Consider the following 23,408-nt stretch of genomic DNA (forward strand, 5'->3'; position numbering starts at 1 on the left):
CCTACTTTGCGACCCCTGACGCCTGTATGAACAGCGCCATAGATTCAAGATGCCCGGTGTGGGGAAACATATCTAACATTCGCACCTGGGCAAGACGGTAACCGGCGGCTAATAACACCTGACTATCCCGTGCCAGCGTAGTGGGATTACACGAAACATACACCACTCGCTTTGGCGCCAGTTTAACTATATGTGACATGACCCCAGCAGCACCAGCGCGCGCAGGGTCTAATAATACTTTATCGAACCCTTGTGCCGCCCAAGGCTGGCATCGAATATCAGATTCGAGATTTTCATGGAAAAATGACACATTGGGCAAAACATTATATCGCGCATTATACTGCCCATTCGCCACTAACGCCGCAACTCCTTCCACCCCAACCACTTCACGTGCGCGTTTTGCCAGCGGCAACGTAAAATTACCCATACCACAAAACAAATCCAACACTCGTTCATCTGGCTGCACATCAAGCCATGCCACAGCCTGAGCCACCATTTGCTGGTTGACCGCATCATTGACCTGAATAAAATCCCGCGGATGGAATGCTAAGCGTAGACCGTCGATTTGGTAATAGGGTTCCTCACCAAAGAGTTTATCTAAATTCTCACTATCGCCAGCCAAATATAGGGTCACCCGCTCTCGTTGGGCAAAATCGGCTAACGCGGTACGATCTACCTCTTTTAGGGTATCAAGGTGACGTAGAACCAGCAATGGACCGTTATCTGCCAACACCAGTTCCACATGCCCTAATCGCTGCACGGCCTGCAAAGCTGACAAACACTGGTGAAGGGGCTGTAGCAGTCGCTCCAATTCAGGCCGTAGCACCGGACAGCGCGTAATGTTAACCAAATCATGAGACTCCGTTTGACGAAATCCCATTTGCAATCGCTGCTGTTTTGGCTGATAGACGAGTCCTAATCTCGCTCGTCGCCGATAGCCGTAGTCAGGTCCGCAGATCACTGGATCGAGTACAGGGTTGATATGCGTGACTTGCATCATCAGACGTTTTAGGGAGTCGGCTTTGCTACTTTGTTGTAGCTGGCAACTGGCGTGTTGCTGCTGACAGCCTCCACAAATTGCAAAGTGAGGGCAAGGAGGCGTGACCCTTTCGCTGCTTTGGTTCAGCAAACGTTTAAGTTTGCCACGGCTATACTGGCGTTTCTGCTCGAATAGCTCAATTTCCGCTTGTTCCCCCGGTAATGCACCTGGGATAAAAATAGCTTTGCCTTGGTGGCGCGCAACACCCTGACCAAAGGGGTCGAGCGAGTTTACTGTCACAGTTATCGTTTGTCGGGTCGTCACACGTCGGTTTGGAGAGTAGAATTGCGCCATAATGATTGATCGAGCATCAGTTTCGTCAGCTGCTAATTCTCCCACATTGGAATACCATGACCAAATACAGTCTCCGCGCGCGCATGATGATTTTAATCTTAGCCCCCACGCTGCTTCTTGGGCTGTTACTCAGTACATCGTTTATGGTAAACCGCTATAATGAGCTGCAAAACCAAATAGTTAACGCTGGCACAAATATTATAGAGCCACTGGCAGTGGCCAGTGAATACGGAATGGCCTTCCGTAACCGTGACACCATTCGTCAGTTAATTAATCTATTCCATCGCCGTCATTCTAATATTGTTCGGTCAATTTCCGTTTTCGACGCAGATAATAATCTTTTTGTCACATCTAACTATAATTACAATTCCTCACAATTAAGATTACCTCAAGGTGAGTCCATCCCTCGTTCACTGATGCTTTCCTACCATGGTGACTCGCTCCTTATGCGTATGCCCATTGTCTCTGAAGCTAACTTATCCAGTGATAGAGAATCAGATTCAGACATCACCAGTCGGCCACTAGGCTATATTGCCATCGATCTGGATCTGCAATCCGTCCGTTTGCAGCAATATAAAGAGATCTTTGTTTCGACCCTGCTATTGCTGTTCTGCATGTGTGTCGCCATCTTGTTTGCCTATCGTCTGATGCGCGATGTCACTGGCCCAATTCGCAACATGGTGAATGCCGTTGACCGTATTCGTCGCGGTCAATTAGATAGCCGAGTTGAAGGGCATATGTTGGGTGAGCTGAATATTCTGAAAAATGGTATCAATTCGATGGCGATGTCACTGGCGGCTTATCACGAAGAGATGCAGCAAAATATCGATCAGGCCACATCAGATCTGCGTGAAACATTGGAGCAGATGGAGATACAAAACGTCGAATTGGGATTGGCGAATAAGCGTGCTCAGGAAGCTGCGCGAATTAAATCTGAGTTTCTCGCGAACATGTCCCACGAGCTTCGTACTCCACTCAATGGGGTGATTGGCTTTACTCGCCAAACACTGAAAACCTCACTCACGCCAACGCAAACCGACTATTTACAGACGATCCAGCGCTCAGCCAATAACCTGTTATGCATCATTAATGACGTGCTGGACTTCTCCAAACTGGAAGCTGAGAAATTAATTCTGGAACACATCCCCTTCTCACTGCGCGGCACGATAGACGAAGTGATCATTTTGCTGACGCACACGGCACATGAGAAAGGTTTGGAACTGACGCTACACATTAATAATGATGTACCAGAGCAAGTGATCGGGGATGCGATGCGTTTGCAGCAAATTGTCACGAACTTGCTTGGAAATGCGATTAAGTTCACCGAACAGGGCAACATTGATATTCTGGTTGCCGTGAAGACAAAAACAGCACAACAAGTCATCCTGGTGGTAGAGATTCACGATACTGGCATCGGTATTTCTGAATCGCAGCAAGCTCAGTTATTCCAAGCATTTCGCCAAGCGGATGCCAGTATTTCACGCCGTCATGGTGGTACTGGGCTTGGTTTGGTCATTACCGAAAGGCTAGTCAAAGAGATGGGGGGTGACATCAGCTTCTACAGTCAGGTGGATAAGGGGTCAACGTTTAGATTCCAGATCCCTTTGGATCTGAACGAAACTATTTCTTATCGTCTTCCTGACATGTCGTTTTTAGAGGGGAAAACACTCGCCTATATTGAGCGCAATAGCGCTGCAGCAAGGGCTACACTGGATATTCTCAGTATCACACCTTTGCAGATCACTCATAGCCTGACTTTAGCGCAATTACCTGTTCAGCATTATGATTTTCTGCTCGTCGGCGTCCCTATTCCGTTCCGCAATAATATGGCAGTCCATCAGGATAAATTGATTGCGGCGTTGAAAATCTCAGAACGCGTGATTCTGGCGCTACCGAGTCAGTCACAAGTGGAGGCCGAGCAACTCAAGTTGATAGGTGCTAAAGCATGCCTCATCAAGCCAATGTCATCTAATCGACTGATTCCTTTATTGTTATCGGAAGAATCAATCAGCGAGTCACCGGTTATCGATCAAGCAGAAAAACCGCTAAAACTCCCCTTCAAAGTGATGGCTGTTGATGACAACCCCGCAAATCTGAAATTAATTGGTACGCTGCTAGAAGAGCAAGTCACGGAAACAGTGCTCTGTGACAGCGGTGCGAAAGCCATTGCCTACGCAAGAGAAAATACCTTGGATATCATCTTAATGGATATTCAAATGCCAGAAATTGATGGCATCCGTGCCAGTGAAATCATTCATCAAATGTCCCACCATCTGGACACACCGATCATTGCCGTCACTGCACATGCGGTGAGAGGGCAACAAGAGCAATTACTAAAATTAGGCATGGCTGATTATTTGGCAAAACCGATTGATGAAGCTCGGCTGTTACAAGCACTTTCTCGCTTTCTGCACCCTAGCACCCCACCGCTGACGATAGAAAACGATATGCGCCCACTCGCACCGCATGAGTATGCAGGCGCAATAGATTGGCCTTTGGCCGTGAGGCAAGCAGCAAATAAAGAAGCACTCGCTAAAGATCTGCTCACCATGTTGTTAGATTTTATGCCGCAAGTCACTGAGCACGTACAGGCTATTTTAGCGGGGGCGAATGATGAGGATATCCTGAATCTGATTCATAAGTTCCATGGTAGTTGCGCTTGTAGCGGCGTGCCACGGCTCAGGCAGCTTTGCATGACAATTGAGCAGCAGTTGCGCCAACAAACCGACCTACAGGATCTGCAACCGGAATGGCTTGAATTGATCGATGAGATAGAAAATGTTCGCCATGCCGCCAAAAGTTACTTAGGGGCTTCGTAATCTCAAGCTGATGAGGCCGATCAACAGATATAAAGAGGGGCACAGCGATAAAACAACTGTGCCCCTTTTGATTCGACTGACTTGATGCTCAACCCAGTACAAACACCGGCTTATGCATCAGCAATCTTTTTTGCATCAGCATTCGTTACTGCATCAACAAATAGAGTGATGTGTCACCACGCTGAATATTCAATGCTAATACTGATGGCTTAGAATCAAGAATCTTACGCAGTTCACCCAGATTTTGGACTGGCTGCTGGTTAATCCCGATAATAATATCGCCTTTCTTCAGACCGATACGCGCTGCAGCAGTGCCGCTTTTCACGTTGTCGACTTTCACGCCTTTTTTACCGTTAACATCAGAGTTGCTCAGTTCAGCCCCCTCAATACCGGTATAGAGATTGCCTGAGTCAACTTGTGATTGACTGCTCTGCTCTAAGGTCACGTCTACATTGATAGGCTTACCATCACGCAGCAGACCTAAGGTCATTTTGCTACCAACAGGCAGCGTACCAATTTCAGCACGGAAGCCAGCGAAGCTGTTGATTGCTTTGCCATTCATGCTAACAATCACATCACCTGCTTTGATCCCAGCTTTCGCAGCAGCAGATTTCGGCACGACTTGGCTGATAAAGGCCCCTTTCTGAGCATCAACATTCATGGCTTTTGCCAGTTCAGAATTCAGCTCAGTCCCCATGATACCCAGCTCACCACGTTTCACCTGACCAAACTCAACCATCTGAGCTGTCAGGTTTTTCACCATGTTACTTGGGATGGCAAAACCGATACCGATATTACCGCCATCTGGAGCCAAAATAGCCGTGTTAATGCCGATCAGTTCACCATTGAGGTTGATCAACGCACCGCCAGAGTTACCACGGTTAATCGCGGCATCTGTCTGGATAAAGTTTTCGTAGTTTTCTACGTTCAAGCCACTGCGGCCCAAGGCGGATACGATACCGGAAGTGACGGTTTCACCTAGCCCATAAGGATTACCGATGGCGACGGTATAATCACCGACGCGCAGTTGATCCGAATCAGCCATTTTAATGGCGGTCAGGTTTTTAAAATCTTTCAACTGCAACAAAGCAATATCAGTACGCGGATCTTTACCGATAACTTTCGCTTCATAGCTGCGGCCATCGCTCAATTTGACATTGATTTTGGTCGCATTATCCACCACGTGGTTATTGGTCACGACGTAGCCTTTGGCGGCATCAATAATGACCCCAGATCCCAGCGCACGGAACTCTTGCTTACTTGGCATGCCACCTTTACCACCTTGGCCGCCCTGACACATTGGAGAACCCTGGAACGGAGAGCCATCCTGACAGAATGGTGAGTCATCGCCAAAGAACTGCTGGAATTGTGGTGGCATACCACCCGCACCGGCATTGCTTACCTGAGCGCTACCTTCTACGTTGATACTCACAACGGAAGGCATGACTTTCTCTAGCATTGGCGCTAGGCTTGGGAGTTGCTGGCTGCTAGAAGCAACCGTTTCTGCCGAAATGGCAGTAGAAACTGGCCCCATGGCTAAACCGACGCTCAATGCCAATGCACTTAACACTAAAGCTGTTTTTTTCATGTATTCTGATTCCCGATATACAATTAATAATGATTCAATAAATGATGTGGCAGACTAATGTCGTCTTGCTTGTAAGATTGAATATGGGGGTTGAAGTTCATAGACCCAAGAATCAGAAAAGTAAAAAATATTGTCCGTCTTTACAAAACTACAGTTAATTAAAAGGGAAACTTAATTTGTTTGCATACTATTCTGCAGCCATTAAGCGCCGATATTCATCGTAAGCATAAAGGTCTGTCATGCCACTGATATAATCTTGAATGAGACGAGCGCGATAATAATATTCATATATCTCATAATGTTCTGATGGTAAATTCCGTAGCCTCTCGACTGATTCAGCATAAGATAAACGATGTTTTGTCGACAATTTATGAAATAGCCGTGTCTCAATGGGATACTGGCGGTGGCTATCTTGGGCAACTAATTGCGTGAAAGCCGCCTGTGGCATCGCTAATAGCGGGCTATAAATGTCGAGCAACCCACTAATTACTCTATATCCTTGTAATTCAAGCTGTTCTACTTCTGGATGATTAAATACGTGTTTTACTGCAACCTTTTTAAAAATTTGCAATAATTTACATGCTGCACTGGAATCTTCTAATAATGCTTGATTAAAAGAACCAGAAAAGACAGCCGGTAGGTTTTCAATAAAACGTTGTGCGGCATGGGGAACCAATTTTCCTACCGTATTGACTCGTAAATACATAAAGAATTGATCTTCAGTACTGCGCCGACCTTGTTCACGCCCCAATTGTCTAAATGCACTTCCGACTACTTTATCAAACAAATCACCATGCGTGACATCGCCCCACTCTTTCATCATATGGTCATAAAGTTGCTCAACGCTAAAAATACTTTTTTCTACCGCATCTTCTAAATCAGCGATGCAATAAGAAATATCATCGGCGGCTTCCATAATATAGGTGAGCGGGAAACGATTAAACTCCCCCATATTGAGTTCACGGCGTAAATCTTTCACATAGTTTTCTTCGGCAAGATAAAAACCTGGCTTCTTCATCAAATAATGATGAGAATTAGGAATATCGCCAGACCAATAAGCCGGTTTTGTATATTTCAGAATACAGCCCACTTGCGCATAAGTCAGATTCAGTTTTAATAAGCTGTAAACTAACCGTATAGCTTGTGCGTTACCTTCAAACTGGCTGAGATCATGGCGTATTTTGCTGCGTAGGATATTCAGTTCAGCTTCGCCTTCTCGCAGCCTAAGCGCGTTCACCAAGCATTGATCCTTACCCCGCGGTTCTACTCCACCACCGTTTGGATCCATCTGTTTGGAAAACCAATTATTGATAGCCGACTCGCCAAAATGGCCAAAAGGCGGGTTACCGATGTCATGCATCAGGCAAGCCATTTCCACAATACTTTCAAAAGGATCTAGCAGTTTATCCAAACCATAAACCGTGATCTTTTTATCTTGCTTAAATCGATTTAGGATTTCTTTGGCAATATATCGCCCCACCTGCTGGACTTCCAACGAATGCGTCAGGCGACTGCGTACCGCCGCATTACGCTCTAGCGGAAATACCTGTGTTTTTTGCTGTAAACGCCTTATTGCCGCAGAGTTGACAATACGCCCACGATCGCTTTCGAATACTCGGGTAATCTCATATTCGTCTTCCGCCGAACTGGGTTTACCGAATGGCCGCTGGAAACTAATTTTCTGCTTAAAGTCGATCCCAGACATATTTCCCCCTGATATTTCATTACAAATAGTGATACTCACTCTTGACCATAGATGCAATTGATAACGTATGAACTGCGGCACATTACGCATTATCTTGGCTGAACTACCCGAATATCGCACTTAGCTGATAAACTGTATGCCGTTAATGACAGATTAATCCATCCTTTAAAATCAGCAGGTACCCTTATGAAAGTCGGCATTATTGGTGCAATGGAAGAAGAAGTGACGCTACTGCGTGACAAAATTGAAAACCGCCAAACCTTAGTCCGTGCAGGCTGCGAGATGTACAGCGGCAAACTTAATGGCGTGGACGTCGTATTGCTGAAATCCGGTATCGGCAAAGTCTCTGCCGCAATGGGAACAACCTTACTGTTAGAGCATTTTAAGCCGAATGTCGTGATCAATACCGGTTCTGCGGGCGGTTTGGCCTCTAGCCTGAAAGTGGGCGATATCGTGGTATCAACTGAAGTTCGCTATCACGATGCTGATGTCACTGCGTTTGGCTATGAACCCGGCCAGATGGCTGGTTGTCCTGCCGCCTTCGTTGCTGATGCAGATTTGATTGCGTTGGCTGAAAATTGCATCAAAGAATTAGACCTAAACGCGGTGCGCGGTTTGATTTGCAGCGGTGATGCCTTCATTAATGGGGCGGCACCACTGGAACGAATTCGTGCCACTTTCCCGACTGTCGCAGCCGTTGAAATGGAAGCTGCTGCCATTGGTCACGTTTGTCATCTGTTCAAGACGCCATTCGTTGTCGTTCGCGCGATTTCAGATGTAGCAGATAAAGAATCTCACCTGAGCTTTGATGAATTCTTGGTTGTCGCCGCGAAACAATCAACACGTATGATTGAAGCAATGTTAACAACGCTGGCTCAACGCGGTTAATGGGGCGGTTTATTTTTGCCCCTTTGGCACAATCAGCTATCGCTCGCTTTCAAGTCATCGTTCTGGTCTTGATTGGCCTGTTTTGCATACAGGCATCGGCGGTAGAACGGATTATCAGTTTATCGCCCAGTACCACCGAGTTGGCCTATGCTGCTGGGTTGGGGGATAAACTGGTCGCAGTAAGTGCTTACTCTGACTATCCCGAAGCGGCGAAAAAACTGGAACATGTGGCATCGTGGCAGGGCGTCAATGTCGAGCGAATTTTGGCACTTAAACCTGACCTCATCCTTGCTTGGCGTGGTGGAAACCCACAGCGTCCACTGGAACAACTCGCTTCTTTTGGCATTCCAATTCTCTATTCTGATCCCATTAATATTGATCAGATTGCGGATGATCTGGATAAATTGGCGCAATATAGCCCCCATCCTGAGCAAGCTCATCAGGCTGCCGAGCAGCTACGCCAGCAATTTGCTGAATTACGTAGCCGTTATGCTCGCCAATCCCCACTGCGTACTTTCCTGCAATTTGGTACACAGCCCTTATTTACCAGTTCAGGGCATACCTTACAGAGTGAGATCGTCTCTGTATGTGGGGGAGAGAATATTTTTGCCAACAGCCGTGTTCCATGGCCACAGGTGAGCCGTGAGCAAGTGATGACCCGCCAACCACAAATGATCGTCGTGGGCGGTAAAAAGTCTCAGGCTGAGAACGTCAGCGCCTTTTGGCGGCCTCAGCTCACAGTACCGGTGATAACCCTTAATGAGGACTGGTTTAATCGCGCTGGCCCACGTATCCTGCTGGCCGCTAAACAGCTGTGCCAGCAAATGGCCAGCCTTCCATCCCCTGTGGCGGAGTCACATTAATGCTGGTTTATTGGCTGGATATTTTAGGTACTGCGGTATTTGCTATCTCCGGCGTGTTGCTGGCGGGAAAGTTGCGGATGGATCCGTTCGGGGTGCTGGTTTTGGGGGTAGTGACCGCCGTCGGCGGTGGCACTATCCGCGATATGGCGTTAGCCAATGGCCCCGTATTTTGGGTAAAAGACCCCACGGATTTGGTGGTGGCAATGGTCACTTGTCTAGCAACAATTTTATTGGTCCGTCAGCCAAGACGGACACCAAAATGGATACTACCAGTGTTGGATGCCATTGGTCTGGCTGTATTCGTGGGTATCGGTGTCAATAAAGCCTTTGCGGCGGATGCCAGCCCGTTGGTGGCTATCTGTATGGGCGTGATCACCGGTGTTGGCGGCGGGATTATCCGTGATGTGCTCGCGCGTGAAATACCGATGATCCTACGGACTGAGATTTATGCCACAGCCTGCATCATTGGCGGTATTGTCCATGCTACCGCTTTTTACACTTTCGGCATGCCATTGCAGCAAGCGATGATGCTGGGGATGGTGATAACGCTCGGCATTCGGCTTGCGGCCATCCGCTGGCGCTTGAAGTTGCCAACCTTTGAAATTGAGCATTAATAACGGCCCGCAAGAATAATTGCCAAACTAAGCTTATATTTTGTACACTACGTACAGTTTTTAATCTTCACGTTGAATTTTTAGGCTCTTTTGGCGTCAGAAAATCCACGCATTGATTCAGCTACTCAATCTTATTTTTTGTATTGATGTGATTTAAATCTTCAAGTTTTTAAATAATTAGTCGATATCATTCAAACTAATATCGTTGCAGCGAACAAGCTGCTACATCAAGCAAGAAGGATATCCCCATTTAGCTGACTAAATGGGACACCGACAGTCACAAGCGCAGTTAAAATGATGAAATATGTTTTTTTGATGTTTTGGCTGGTATTTTTTGCCAGTCCGTCGCTGGCCCAGGGGCTTAGCGGCACACTAGATATACGTCTGACTATCGTTTCATCTTGTCAGGTGCAGTCCCCGAATCAATCGGCTCACACAGCAAATGATTCAAACGTGAATTATCCAGAAATACAGTGTCGCCAAGGAGGTGGATGGGTGGCAGAGCCTAAAATCAGCCATGCTTTTATTGCTCCAGATGGTTCGCTGCTTAGCAAAGACAGTCTCAGTCGTAAGAGTCAGATAGCACAACTGATTACAGTAGAATGGTAAGATTCACATATAAAAAAACCGCGACTCAATGTTGCGGTTTTTTATTGGCGTCTCAGCAAGGCAGCAAACGAACGAATCCCAATGAGCTTACACCAGTAAGTGATTTGGGTGAGTCAGTGCCGCTAACGCCTCTGAGACGTCAAGGGCACAGGGTTTACCCAAAGCCATTGGCGTTTCAGCAAGGCAGCAAGCGAACGAGTCCCAATGAGCTTACACCAGTAAGTGATTTGGGTGAGTCAGTGCCGCTAACGCCGCTGAGGCGTCAAGGGCGCAGGGTAAATTAGATACTGAAAGAAGAACCGCACCCACAAGTACTCTTCGCATTCGGATTCGTCACGATAAAACGTGAACCTTCTAACCCTTCGGTGTAATCCACTGCACCGCCGACCAGATATTGTAGGCTCATTGGGTCAACGACCAGCTCTACACCTTGTTTTTCAATGGTCATATCACCATCGTTGATTTGGTCATCAAAAGTAAAACCGTATTGGAACCCGCTACATCCGCCACCGGTAATATAAACTCGTAACTTCAGATTTGGATTTTCCTCATCTGAAATCAGCAGCTTAACTTTTTTTGCCGCCGCCTCGGTAAACTGTAGGGGCAGTACTGTTTCTTCGCTCATGCTCATCACTCCCAACCGGTGTTCGAGTTGCAGGTTACTACAATGGCAGCCTGTTCTATGCATCAATTATCCAATACCCGAGTAATTCATTCAAGTATTGCCGACTAATGATACATATTATCTACCTGTTCGAGCCTCACTTTCAACCACCGGTTGTTGCTGGGCTGCCGCTGATGCTGCCTGCTCTTGCTTCTCTAATGTGCGGGCCAAAATAGCTGAATACAAGGGTTTGCCACCCATAAATTGAGCAATTAATGTCGCCCCTAAACAAGTCACGATCATCGGCAAAATAAGCTGATAGTTATCGGTCATTTCCAGCACCAATACGATGCCCGTCAATGGCGCACGTACCGAAGCGGCAAACAGTGCCCCCATCCCCGCGATAGCGAATGTCCCAGCCTCAATACCGTATTCAGGGAATAAGTGCGCGCAAGATAGGCCATAAGCCGTGCCGAGAATGGTCCCTAGAGCCAACATTGGGGCAAATATCCCGCCCGGAGCACCTGAGCCAAAGCACAGTAAAGTGGTGATGATTCGGGCAATGAAGATGAAGATCAACATGCCAATACTAAAGTTACCGGCCAGCGCAATGGGAATTAATGTAAACCCACCACCCACCGCTTCACCATGAATCAGTGCCAGTAAACCGCACATCCCCCCCAGCAAGCCCCCGATCAATACCAATTTGCGCCAATCACCACCATGAATACGCACAAACCAGTCTTGAGTACGAAAGATGAGTGCATTGAAAATCACGCCAACTGCACCAAAAATAATGCCCAGTATGAGATAGAGCCACAAGGAATTCAGCGGTACATCACTGAGCTTTCCGACATCAATAATGGCGCGTTCACCATTGAAATAGCGATAAACAATGGTAGAGGTGATAACCCCGACAAATACCGCTTTGATTGAAACTAGGCTATAGCGGAACTGCGAGCGCATCTCCTCAATAACGAATAAAATCCCGGCTAACGGGGCATTAAAAGCGGCAGAAAGCCCCGCAGCTGCCCCCGTCGCTAATAATGAATGCCGAGCTTCTGGGCTGCGTAGGCGGAAGATATCGACGACCATGCGCCCGCTATTGCCCCCCATCTGCACCATCGGCCCTTCACGGCCTAACACCATGCCTGCGCCCAACGTCCCTAGGCCGCCAATAAATTTAACGGGAATAACCCGCCACCACCGCACAGGACGCATCTCTTCCATTGCGCCTTCAATTTCAGGGATCCCAGAGCCACCCGCTTCAGGCGCGAAGCGACGCACCAGAAAATACCCCACCATCGCCAAGAGCGCCGACATAATAAACGCTAGCGGCCAGACCAAAATGGCCGAGTCTGCCACCTTCGCCAGTGAGGCTAATCTTTGCTGCTGAATCCAATCGACACCGAGATCAAACGCAACCCCCAGCAAACCCGTAATCACCCCAACAAGTGCTGCCATGATAAGAATAACCAATGGGGTTTTGTCACGGTTTACCAGTGCATGGATAAATCGCCCGCGTTTGCGCTCAGTCTCACCTTCGGAGGAGATGTTTTGTGTTGAGTCAGTCATGGTTTATATGCTTTCACGTTGAATAATAAGTAATACAAATAAACAGTAGCCTGAGTTTAGTCTACGTCCCCATGATGTGCCTGCTTTAATCGCGACGAAATGATCTGGCTCATGGCAGGCCGTTTGAATGGCAACACATAAGTTTTGCGGCACGCTGCGCAAGCCAACAGTTTAATATACCCAATCATTTGATAACCGCTGCCAGTTCTTTAGAATAGGCCGCAATATTCTTTTGTCAGGCGGATGTTAGTGAGGTTGATGTTGTTAAGATTGATATCGTTAAGCTGGATATCATCACCGCTCATCTCGCCAAACCCAACTCAGGAGCCCCTTTATGAGCCAATCCGAAAATTTGTACGCCCAAGCTAAACAGTTAATTCCAGGTGGGGTTAACTCTCCAGTGCGTGCATTCACTGGTGTCGGTGGCGTCCCATTGTTTATCGAACGTGCCGATGGCGCTTTCTTGTTTGACGTCGATGGCAAAGCTTATATCGATTATGTCGGCTCTTGGGGTCCAATGGTGTTAGGCCACAACCACCCAGCGATTCGTCAGGCCGTGATTGAAGCCGTTGAACGTGGTTTAAGTTTCGGTGCACCAACCGAGATGGAAGTGAAAATGGCACAGTTGGTGACCGATCTAGTCCCCACCATGGACATGGTGCGCATGGTCAACTCAGGCACCGAAGCAACCATGAGTGCCATTCGTCTGGCTCGCGGTTTCACTGGGCGCGACAAGATCATTAAGTTTGAAGGCTGCTATCACGGCCATGCGGACTGCCTGCTCGTAAAAGCCGGTTCTGGGGCGCTAACACTGGGTCAACCTAACTCACCGGGTGTCCCTGCCGATTTTGCCAAACACACGCTGACGTGTACTTATAACGATCTCGCCAGTGTGCGCGAAGCCTTTGAGCAATACCCGCAAGAGGTGGCTTGTATCATCGTCGAACCGGTCGCCGGTAATATGAACTGCGTGCCGCCGTTGCCTGAGTTCCTGCCAGGTCTGCGCGCATTGTGTGATGAGTTTGGTGCGCTGCTGATTATTGATGAGGTCATGACGGGTTTTCGTGTGGCACTCGCTGGCGCGCAAGATTATTACAATGTCGTCCCTGATTTAACCTGCTTGGGTAAAATTATCGGTGGCGGCATGCCAGTGGGAGCTTTCGGTGGCCGCCGCGACGTGATGGATGCATTAGCGCCTACGGGGCCGGTCTATCAGGCAGGTACGCTGTCCGGCAACCCAATCGCTATGGCGGCGGGTTTTGCTTGTTTGACTGAAGTTGCTCAAGTGGGCATCCATGAAACCCTCACGGAGTTAACCGACTCATTGGCAACGGGCCTGCTACATGCAGCGAAAGCAGAAAATATTCCACTCGTGGTTAACCATGTCGGCGGTATGTTCGGCATCTTCTTTACCGATGCCGAAACCGTGACCTGCTATCAGGATGTGATGAATTGCGATGTTGAGCGCTTCAAGCGCTTCTTCCATCTGATGCTGGAAGAGGGCATTTATCTGGCACCTTCTGCTTTCGAAGCCGGTTTTATGTCCGTGGCACACAGCAAAGAAGATATCCAGAGAACTGTGGATGCCGCACGCCGGTGCTTTGCTAAGCTTTAATCCGTCATCAGCATTCATTTGTCATGGCTATTAAGGCGTAATAGCGATTAGCGTGTAATGGCCGTTGAATGTGTAACAACAGTTAATGTGTAACAGCAGTTAACGTGCAATATGCTTATCGCCGCCGATAAAACTCGCTGCCTAATCATGGGCGTTAATGCAAGTTTCAGCCATCGGCCTCAGTACCTTAACTGAGGCCGATGGCTGTTCAATAAGCGCTTATCGCCCCTGCTTACGTAATAAATAAACGAAATACGGCGCACCGATAAACGTCGCCAACAGCCCTGCCGGAATTTGGTTCGGGAACAACAACATCCGGCCACACCAATCAGCAAAGACCATCAGCAAACCGCCCAAGATAGCGGCGATAAACAGTTGTGGGATCGCACGGCGAAAGCCCATCATGCGCGCCATATGAGGGGCCATCAACCCGACAAAACTTAATGGCCCAACGGTTAACGTCGCCGCGGCCGTCATGGTGGCAGCCAACAGCAAAATAGCTAACCGGCTGGGCGCGAGCGCAACACCGAGGGCTCTGGCTGTCACGCTACCCAAGGGGAGGATCATTAACCAACGGCGACAAAGGGGGGCTAAGGCAATCAACACCACAGCGATGAATCCGGTACTCAATGCCTGCGAACCATCAACAGCGTAGGTAGAACCTGAAATCCATGCCAATAACCCGCGCATGCGTGGATCGCCACTGGCTAGCAGCATGGTGATGACCGTGGTAAAGGCGGTGCTTAGTGCGATCCCCGCCAAAAGCATTCTACTTGGGGAGAACCCGCCCCGCCCTGCGACGACCAGTATCAGCAGCAAAGTGAGCGCGGCCCCTACACTGCCCGCCGGCAGTAACCACGCCAACGCATTACCGGGTACGATGAACATCATAATGACCACGCCGAAAGACGCGCCGGAACTGATCCCTAATACTTCGGGGCTCGCCATCGGGTTACCGGTCAATTTTTGAATCAACGTCCCCGCGACTGCCAACATCATACCCGCGGCTAACGCCGCCAATACCCGTGGCCAACGCCAATGCAGCAAAGCCTGCAAATCATCACCGCGGATCCAAGTCCAACCTTGGCTGTCGCGGCCAAACATCAGGGCCACCGTCAATCCGGCCAGTAACAGCAGTAAACCGGCACTGATCCATAGCCCCAAACGCTGCCGTTCAGCGGGCACATTGTCACCAAAATCCATCGACGGCGCCATGGCGTTGTGCAGACGGGGCAGTAACCATAATAACAGCGGTGCACCAATCAATGCCGTCGCCGCGCCGGTGGGGATCTCCCGCCAAACTTGCGCCAACCAAACAATGCCCTGATCCGTCACCCACAGCAGCAAAGCGCCCAGTAAGGGTGCCAATATAAGGCGCTGTGATAACCGCCGCGCACCGAGAATTTTTGCCAGCAGAGGAGCAAATAAGCCGATAAACCCAATCACACCCACGGCATTGACCAACATGGCGCTGAAGATAATGGCTAACCCCAGTGCGCTAAGACGCGCCAGCGATAGCCCCAACCCCAAGTTACGCGCTACGCCATCATCAAGCCCCAACAGGGTGAGTGGGCGAATCAGCAATGCTGCTAATAAGCAGGTTATCAGCAAGCGTGGTAGCAAAAACTGCACCGTGCTCCAATCCTGTTGATTTAAAGCGCCACTGCTCCACAAGAACAACCCTTGCAGTTGGTCATAATTGAACAGCGCCAGTAAGTTACTGACCGCACTACAATATAAGCCGAGCACCAACCCAGCCAGTATCAACGTGACAGGTGACATTCGTTTGCCCCACGCCACGCCAAAAACCAGCACACCGATGGTAATACCCCCAGCCATAGCGGCCAATTGGCGAGTCAGTTCACCGCCAGGCAACATCCACAATGTGGCAATGGTTAAGCCCAACTGGGCTCCAGCAGCCACACCTAGCGTGGCTGGCTCAGCCAGCGGATTACGCAGTACTTGCTGGAACAGCACCCCAACCAGCCCTAATCCAGCACCGGTAAGTAATGCCACGACGAGACGGGGCAATTGACTGTAGTGGAATAACATCTGACGCACGTCATCACTGTCAGGCTGCCATAATGCTTCGCGCCAAAGTGCAACCGGCAGTAATTGGTGAAGATTATGCAGTGTTAATGCCACCGCAATGATCAACAACAAACCCAGCAATCCCGTAGGCAGCAGCCAGCTTTTACGCAGGTGTTTGACCATCATGATGCTTTACCCCATACCGGTTCTAACAGGCGGACAAAACGCATGGCAGATAGCGTCGATCCATAGAACCAAACTGGCGGTAATATGCGTAATTGATTTTCACGAACAAAAGACATGGATTGCCACAATGGGGTACGCTCAACTTGCTGTAAAATCTCGCTATTGCCGTGGCTAAAGCAAATGGCCTGCCCCGGTTTTATCATCGCTAAACGCTCAATCCCAACCACCGTGCTGCCCCAAAGGTTAGTCTCCCCTTGCCAAGCATTTTTAATGTTCAACTCGTCCAAAACATCCTGAAACAAGCTGCCCTGACCGACGACCAATGCGTGGCGGGTATCCAGTAGGGAAAACATAAGTAATGATCGCTGCCCGTGATCAGCGAAGCGCTGACGAGCAGCCAGCATAAAGTTTTTAAAATCAGCGATATGCTGCTCTGCCGCTGCTTCCAATCCTAGCCGTTGCCCCAATGCTCGTAAGGAGTTCTTGCCCACCGCCAGTGGAGAACTGCCTTCTTCGTTGAAGGCAAAACTCATGGAGGGAGCGATAGGTGCGAGCATTTGCGGTGAGGGGCCAAAGCCTTTCGACATCAGGATCAACGACGGAGCCATTTGCTGGAGCAATTCCAGATTGGGTTCAGTGCGCTGGCCAACATCAATGACGCTAGCGGGCAGTACGGGTTCTTCAACCCATAATCGGTAATTATGGGTATCTGCCACGCCATATGGCGTAACGCCGAGTGAGAGCAGCAGTTCCGTCGGTAGCCATTCCAACGCAACGACACGCTGACTATCCAATACAGGCGAAGCCGACGCCCAACTCGGCAATGAAGACAGTAATGGCGAGAGCGCCAACGCCGTGAGTAACTTACGGCGAGTGCGATCAGGCGCGTCTAGCGGGGATTGAATCATAGGTCGCGTGGTTTTCATCAATACACGAAACTTACCGGCGCACCACCGGCCGGATGCGGCAAGATTCCCATCGGAATACCGTAAATTTGTTCTAATACCGCCCCTTGCATCAGGCTGTCAGCAGGGCCTTGGGCTATCATTTCCCCGCCACGCAATGCCACTAAATGGTCACAGTAGCGGGCCGCCATATTGATATCATGCAGTACGGCAATGACCGTCAAGCCGCGTTCACGGCTAAGGCGCTGAATCAGCCCTAACACTTCGACTTGATGAGCGATGTCCAACGCCGAGGTCGGTTCATCCAGCAACAGGCAGCGACTATTTTGCGCCACCATCATCGCCAGCCATGCACGCTGGCGTTCACCGCCAGATAAGCTATCCACTAACCGGTTCGCTAGCGGCTTTAAATCCACCAGCGCGATCGCCTCTTCTACCTGTTGGCGGTCTTCCTGCCGAAAACGCCCTAACGCACCATGCCACGGGTAACGGCCAATCGCGACTAATTCACGCACTGTCATCCCTTCCGCCGCAGGCAACTGTTGTGGCAAATAGGCCACCTCACGAGCAAAGGCTTTATTGTCCCATAACGCCAATGGCACATCATTGAGCAAGGCTTCGCCACTTGAAGGCGGTTGATGACGACCCAGCATTTTTAATAGCGTCGATTTGCCGGAACCATTATGCCCAATCAGCCCGCAGACTTTCCCTTGAGGAAAGGTCAATGACAGTGGCTGCAATAAGGTTCGCCCAGGAACTGAAAAACTCAGCCCTTGGAGTGTGAAGATGCTGGATTGGCTTGCCTGTTGGTCCAAGATAATGCCCTGCTTTGCGCGATTAAGTATCAAGCGAGAAGATAAATCTAAACGATAATAATTATCAAAGTGAAATAATTATCAAAGCCGGTAGTTTATGCGTAACCCACGGCGAACTGCAAGCGCTAAGCCAGCCGATTTAGCGGGATAACAGGCAAAAAAAAGACCCTTCGAACATAGCGCCGAAGGGCCTTGGTTTTCAGAACAGCAAGTTACTGCCCGAACATATCTTTGATCCAACCCGCGACACCGTCGCCGTCAGCTTTTGGTTGCTCCGCCGGTGCTGCTGCCTGACACAGCCCTTGCGGATTCTCCGTCCATACCGGAATCGAGCGCATACCCCCGCCGTCACCGCAGACAAAGTTACCTGCTGAGTCAATGTTCATCTGGTTAATCCCTTCCGGTGGCTGCAATACCAACGGCAATGGCGTTTGGTTTTCCAGATAGCGGCGATATAAAGTCAATGCGCCGTTAGCACCGGTTAATTTGGCTGGGCCGTTATTGTCACGTCCTACCCAAGCAATCGCCACTTCCTTACCGTCGATACCCGCAAACCAGCTATCACGCAGATCATTGGTGGTACCGGTTTTTGCCGCCAGATTGTATTTAGAGAATTTCACTGACAGTGAGCGCGAGGTTCCGCGGGCAACACCTTGTTGCATCGCATACAACGTCAAATACGCGGCCTGTGGTGGCACCATACGTTCTGCCTGCGGGAAACTTTGATACAGCACAGTCCCGTCTTCGGCAATGACGGATCGTACCGCCGATAATGGCGCACGATTCCCGCCACTGGCGATGGTTTGATACTCCTGCGCCACTTCAACCGGCGTTAAGTCAATGGCCCCCAACAACATGGCAGGCACTGGATTAATCACCGATTTCGGGATACCCAAACGCTGTAACATCGCTGTTATCTGATCCAGCCCAACCGACATCCCCAGATTCACCGTCGGCACGTTCAGCGAGTTCGCCAGCGCATCGACCAACATCACCTGGCCACGGAACTGGCGGTCATAGTTTTTCGGCTGCCACGACGAGCCATTCGGCAGCTTGATAGACAGTGGTTGATCCGACAGCCACGTATTCAAGCGGTATTTATCTGGCTCACTAAGAGCCGTCAGATAAGTCGGCGGCTTGGCGAGTGACCCAACCAAACGGCGCGCCTGCATTGCTCGGTTAAAACCGGCAAATTGCGGCTGTGCACCACCTACCATGGCACGAACTTCACCGCTGAAGCGATCGACAACCACCATCGCCGCTTCCAAATCATCTAAGTGACGCGCTGCTCGCAGAGCAGGAATGCCGTCTTCGATGGCTTTTTCTGCTGCATCTTGGGAAACCGGATCCAGCGTGGTGAAAATCTTCACGCCGGACAGATCGTTGTACTTATCACCCAGTTTTTGTTGCAGCTCTTGACGCACCATCTGCATAAACGCAGGCTGAGGCGTAATGACACCGCCTTTCGGCTGAACGCCCAATGGGCGTGCGCTAAGCATGGTGTAAAGCTCGGCGTCGATCACGCCCTGATTCTGCAACAGGCGCAGCACCAGATTACGGCGTTCAAGGGCCAGTTTAGGGTTACGCCACGGGTTATACAGCGACGCACCTTTCACCATCCCTACCAGCATAGCTTGCTGGTCGAGGCTCAGCTCATCCACTGGACGCCCAAAGTAATACAGGCTCGCCAACGGGAAACCACGAATCTGATCACTGCCACTCTGACCGAGGTACACTTCGTTCAGATAAAGCTCCAGAATGCGATCTTTGCTGTAACGATAATCCACCAACAGCGCCATGTAGGCTTCGTTGGCTTTACGCCACAGCGAACGTTCGTTAGTCAGGAACAGGTTTTTGACTAACTGCTGCGTGAGGGTACTCCCGCCCTGCACCGCCTTACCGGCCGTCAGGTTAGCCAGCATCGCACGGCCAATTGAATATGGGCTGATACCATCATGCTCATAGAAATGGCGGTCTTCTGTTGCCAGCAAGGTGTCCACCAGCAAATCGGGGAAACCGGCACGTGGCACAAACAGGCGCTGCTCACCGTTAGGGGATTGCAGCATGGTAATCAGCTTAGGATCGAGGCGTAAAAAGCCAAAATCACGCTGACTGTCCAGATTTTGAATCTGGGCTAGACGATCGTTTTTAAACACTAAGCGGGCGCGAATTTGGCCCTCTTTGGCATCAGGGAAATCAAACGGTCGGCGTAAGATCTCAATATTATCGCCCTGCACGGTAAACTCACCTGGGCGAGTCATGCGGCTCACCTGACGGTATTGCATCCCTTCCAGCAGATCGACCATCTCTTTTTTGCTGTAGGACATGCCCGGTTCGAGGTTAACCATACGGCCATAGACGGCGGCGGGCAGTTGCCACACTTTGCCATCGATACGGCTGCGGATTTGCGAATCGAGGTACACCCCATAAACGGCTAACACAACGGCACCGACCAAGAACAGTTTGATCAATAACCCAAGCCAGCGGCGTTTTTTGCGGGGGGGACGTGATGCTACCTTTCTTGGCATCGGTTCTTCCTCGTCGTCATAGTCATCATCGTCGTGGTCGTCATCATCCAAATAGTCTTCTTCGTATTCATCTTCATCACGCCGCCGGCGCAGTGGCCGTTTCGGTGCGGCTTTGGGTTGGGCTTTCTTGCCCTTGCGCCCTATTGGCTCGCGATCATCCCCAGACATGTCTTTCTCTCCACGCGCATTGGCGATTATTGCGGCTTAATGTGTTCCCCAATGCCCTTAATGGAAAGGGGAAACATCTGAAATTATGGGTGGTTAACCAGAGGATATTATTTATCCTGATACTTCTTAGTTCTGCGGGTCGGGCGAGTATTTGCAGGGTCATCCGGCCAAACATGCTTGGGATAACGCCCTTTCATCTCTTTTTGTACTTCTCGATAGGCCCCCTGCCAGAAGGCGGCTAAATCACCGGTAATCTGTAGCGGCCGATGGGCCGGAGAAAGCAGTTCAAGCACCACAGCTACCCGACCGTTAGCCAGCATTGGGCTGTGCTGCTCACCGAAAACTTCCTGTAAACGCACGGCCAACACGGGAGGCCGGTCGATTTCATAGCGAATCGATAGGCGGCTACCCGTGGGCACAGTGTAATGAGTTGGTAGCTCAGTATCCAGCCGTTGACGTTGCTGCCAGGTCAATAAGCGGGTCAATGCCTCGACGAGGTTCACTTGACGCAACCGTTTAAGGTCACGCACGCCCGATAACGAAGGTTGCAACCATAGCTCAAGCTTGTCCAATAAGCTGTCATCATCAACCGCGGGCCACGGCTCTTCTGAGAGCCAGCGGCTGGCGCATTGCAAACGGGTACGAAGCTGTTCGGCATGGTCATCCCAATTCAGCACTTGCAGCCCCTGCTCACGCACCCAATGCAACAAAGCAGATTGTAATGCCTCATCACTGGGTTTAGCCAACGGCTGCGCGCGTAACGTTAACCGCCCAACTTGCCAACGCCGCCAAGCCCGTAGCGTCCCTTTTGCTTCGTCCCACTCCACGGTAGTTTGTTCGTCCACCAGCCGAGGAAGTTGCTTTGTCAGATTGTCGATATCAATGGGCAATGCCAGTAAAATGCGCGCATCTGGCCCACTGTTGCTTTGTAATAAGCTGGCAGCCACCAGCCAAGGTGAACGTGACAACGCCTCGTCTTGCGCCATGGCTGCACCCATACCATTCGCCAACAGATAGCGACCATCTTGCCCGCGTTGCTGTGCAATGCGATCGGGATAAGCCTGCGCGAGTAACTGGCCCGCAAGATCACTGTCAACTGAGCCCACTTGCCCATTGATTCTCTGCGTCAATTGCCGAGCACGCCGTTGCCAATGGGGCTGCGGGCGGCTTAGCCAATCATGTAAATCAATCTGACCCGTACGCGGCGGCTCTTCCAAAATGGCCGCCAACAACGCTGCTGTAGCCAGCGCATCCGGACTTTGTTCTGTCGCAAAACAGAGCATCGCCGCCAACCGTGGCTCGCAGCCTAAACGGGCCATCGCACGCCCCGTACTGGTCACGCGGCCGGTGACGTCAATCGCACCTAATCGCTGTAATAACTCGCGCGCGACAGCCAGCGCCGTTAATGGAGGGGAATCAAGCCAAGTGAGTTGTGTGGCATCCTGACAGCCCCAATTCAGCAGTTCCAACCACAGGCTACAGAGATCACTGTTTAGAATTTCTGGCTCACTGTACTCCGCTGCCCGCTCGGCCTGCTCTTTGGCAAACAGATGCCAGCAAATACCGGGCTCCAAACGCCCGGCTCGCCCAGCACGTTGCACCATCGACGCCTGACTAATACGTTGGGTAACTAAGCGCGTTAAGCCGTTTTTGACATCAAAACGCGCGACCCGTTCCAATCCGCTATCGACCACTAGCCGGATACCTTCTATCGTGAGGCTGGTTTCAGCAATGTTAGTCGCCAATACCACTTTGCGTCGGCCAGCAGGTGCAGGCTGGATCGCTTTTTGCTGCTCGCTGAGCGGCAATGCGCCGTACAACGGGCAGAGGTCCGTATCGTGGGCCACTTCACCCTGCAAGCGCTCCATGACCCGATGAATTTCACCGACACCGGGTAAAAACAGCAACAAAGAACCGGATTGCTCATTGAGCAAGCGTTTTACCCGATTGGCGATACCATCCTCTAGCCGTTCGTGGCTCGATAACGGCTGATAGCTTCGCTCAACAGGGAAACTGCGACCCGCGGAAACAATCGCGGGCGCGGCAGGTAAAAGGGCGGATAGGCGCGAATTATCGAGTGTCGCCGACATCAGCAGCAGCGTCAGATCATCCCGTAGCCCCTGCTGCACATCCAGCAATAGCGCTAACGCCAAATCAGCCTGCAAGCTGCGTTCATGAAACTCATCAAGGATGACCAAAGAGACGCCCGTGAGCATGGGATCTTGCTGCAACATGCGTGTCAAAATGCCTTCGGTCACCACCTCTAGACGTGTTTCTGGCCCGCTTTTGCTTTCAGCCCGCATCCGATAACCTACCGTCTGGCCCGGCTGTTCGCCCAATTGCTCAGCCAAACGATACGCGACATTCTTCGCCGCCAAGCGCCGTGGTTCCAGCATGATAATGCGACCCGCGAACCCGCTATATTTTAGGATTTGCAGCGGCAACCACGTCGATTTTCCTGCCCCCGTAGGGGCATGGAGTAAGACTTGCGATGAGTTTTGCAGCGCGGCCATTATCTCGTTGAGCACTTCACCTACCGGTAAAGCGGCCATCGCATCACTT

At 50.4% G+C, this 23,408-nt stretch carries 16 protein-coding genes; 6 read left to right on the plus strand and 10 right to left on the minus strand.

Features of this window, described 5'->3' with window-relative positions; translation table 11 throughout:
- Window position 1 precedes the first annotated feature (1 nt).
- On the minus strand, window positions 2-1,333 hold the full coding sequence (gene rlmD / locus DA391_RS18310; RefSeq protein ID WP_057651368.1) for a 23S rRNA (uracil(1939)-C(5))-methyltransferase RlmD: 1,332 nt from the start codon (window positions 1,331-1,333) through the stop codon (window positions 2-4).
- 56 nt (window positions 1,334-1,389) lie between these two features.
- Here rlmD and barA point away from each other — a divergent pair, with 56 nt between their 5' ends.
- Window positions 1,390-4,152 (plus strand): two-component sensor histidine kinase BarA, encoded by a 2,763-nt coding sequence (gene barA / locus DA391_RS18315; RefSeq protein WP_108088053.1) that lies wholly within the window; start codon window positions 1,390-1,392, stop codon window positions 4,150-4,152.
- Between the two features lie 145 nt (window positions 4,153-4,297).
- On the opposite strand, the gene degP is transcribed toward barA, so the two are convergent.
- Together degP and dgt are read right to left on the minus strand one after the other, a co-directional pair.
- Window positions 4,298-5,740, minus strand: a complete 1,443-nt coding sequence (gene degP, locus DA391_RS18320) for a serine endoprotease DegP (RefSeq protein WP_050080284.1) — start codon at window positions 5,738-5,740, stop codon at window positions 4,298-4,300.
- 187 nt (window positions 5,741-5,927) lie between these two features.
- Window positions 5,928-7,445 (minus strand): dGTPase, encoded by a 1,518-nt coding sequence (dgt, locus tag DA391_RS18325; RefSeq protein ID WP_050285873.1) that lies wholly within the window; start codon window positions 7,443-7,445, stop codon window positions 5,928-5,930.
- A gap of 186 nt (window positions 7,446-7,631) precedes the next feature.
- Here dgt and mtnN point away from each other — a divergent pair, with 186 nt between their 5' ends.
- The 4 genes from mtnN (at window position 7,632) to DA391_RS18345 (ending at window position 10,419) form a co-directional block, all read left to right on the plus strand.
- Window positions 7,632-8,333, plus strand: coding sequence for a 5'-methylthioadenosine/S-adenosylhomocysteine nucleosidase (gene mtnN, locus DA391_RS18330; RefSeq protein ID WP_108088054.1), 702 nt, complete (start codon window positions 7,632-7,634; stop codon window positions 8,331-8,333).
- Entirely contained in the window at window positions 8,333-9,196 is an 864-nt protein-coding gene (btuF, locus tag DA391_RS18335; protein WP_108088055.1) for a vitamin B12 ABC transporter substrate-binding protein BtuF, read from the plus strand. Before mtnN ends, btuF begins: the two co-directional genes overlap by 1 nt.
- Window positions 9,196-9,810 carry a TRIC cation channel family protein gene (locus DA391_RS18340; RefSeq protein WP_025379458.1) on the plus strand — a complete coding sequence of 205 codons (615 nt, stop codon included), beginning with the start codon at window positions 9,196-9,198 and terminating at the stop codon, window positions 9,808-9,810. Before btuF ends, DA391_RS18340 begins: the two co-directional genes overlap by 1 nt.
- Window positions 9,811-10,104: 294 nt before the next feature.
- The gene (locus DA391_RS18345) at window positions 10,105-10,419 is read left to right on the plus strand and encodes a hypothetical protein (protein WP_108088056.1); all 315 of its coding nucleotides are present in this window, start codon (window positions 10,105-10,107) and stop codon (window positions 10,417-10,419) included.
- A gap of 280 nt (window positions 10,420-10,699) precedes the next feature.
- Here DA391_RS18345 and erpA read toward each other — a convergent pair whose 3' ends face one another.
- Together erpA and clcA are read right to left on the minus strand one after the other, a co-directional pair.
- Window positions 10,700-11,044 (minus strand): iron-sulfur cluster insertion protein ErpA, encoded by a 345-nt coding sequence (erpA, locus tag DA391_RS18355; protein ID WP_019211028.1) that lies wholly within the window; start codon window positions 11,042-11,044, stop codon window positions 10,700-10,702.
- A 117-nt stretch (window positions 11,045-11,161) separates the two neighbouring features.
- Window positions 11,162-12,598, minus strand: a complete 1,437-nt coding sequence (gene clcA, locus DA391_RS18360; RefSeq protein ID WP_050080280.1) for a H(+)/Cl(-) exchange transporter ClcA — start codon at window positions 12,596-12,598, stop codon at window positions 11,162-11,164.
- A 334-nt stretch (window positions 12,599-12,932) separates the two neighbouring features.
- On the opposite strand from clcA, the gene hemL reads away from it, so the two are divergent.
- Window positions 12,933-14,213 (plus strand): glutamate-1-semialdehyde 2,1-aminomutase, encoded by a 1,281-nt coding sequence (gene hemL / locus DA391_RS18365; RefSeq protein WP_050080279.1) that lies wholly within the window; start codon window positions 12,933-12,935, stop codon window positions 14,211-14,213.
- A gap of 219 nt (window positions 14,214-14,432) precedes the next feature.
- Here hemL and fhuB read toward each other — a convergent pair whose 3' ends face one another.
- The 5 genes from fhuB to hrpB form a co-directional block, all read right to left on the minus strand.
- Window positions 14,433-16,430: a Fe(3+)-hydroxamate ABC transporter permease FhuB gene (gene fhuB, locus DA391_RS18370; protein ID WP_072084607.1), complete on the minus strand. Its 1,998-nt coding sequence runs from the start codon at window positions 16,428-16,430 to the stop codon at window positions 14,433-14,435.
- On the minus strand, window positions 16,427-17,338 hold the full coding sequence (fhuD, locus tag DA391_RS18375; RefSeq protein ID WP_167398182.1) for a Fe(3+)-hydroxamate ABC transporter substrate-binding protein FhuD: 912 nt from the start codon (window positions 17,336-17,338) through the stop codon (window positions 16,427-16,429). The genes fhuB and fhuD overlap by 4 nt, the downstream gene beginning before the upstream one ends.
- Window positions 17,339-17,355: 17 nt before the next feature.
- Window positions 17,356-18,150 (minus strand): Fe3+-hydroxamate ABC transporter ATP-binding protein FhuC, encoded by a 795-nt coding sequence (gene fhuC / locus DA391_RS18380; RefSeq protein ID WP_072084606.1) that lies wholly within the window; start codon window positions 18,148-18,150, stop codon window positions 17,356-17,358.
- Between the two features lie 212 nt (window positions 18,151-18,362).
- Window positions 18,363-20,846 carry a bifunctional glycosyl transferase/transpeptidase gene (gene mrcB / locus DA391_RS18385; RefSeq protein ID WP_050080277.1) on the minus strand — a complete coding sequence of 828 codons (2,484 nt, stop codon included), beginning with the start codon at window positions 20,844-20,846 and terminating at the stop codon, window positions 18,363-18,365.
- A 107-nt stretch (window positions 20,847-20,953) separates the two neighbouring features.
- Entirely contained in the window at window positions 20,954-23,398 is a 2,445-nt protein-coding gene (hrpB, locus tag DA391_RS18390; protein ID WP_108088057.1) for an ATP-dependent helicase HrpB, read from the minus strand.
- Window positions 23,399-23,408 lie beyond the last annotated feature (10 nt).

It is taken from the genome of Yersinia massiliensis, from assembly GCF_003048255.1.
In the GTDB taxonomy this organism is placed as follows: Bacteria; Pseudomonadota; Gammaproteobacteria; order Enterobacterales; family Enterobacteriaceae; genus Yersinia; species Yersinia massiliensis_A.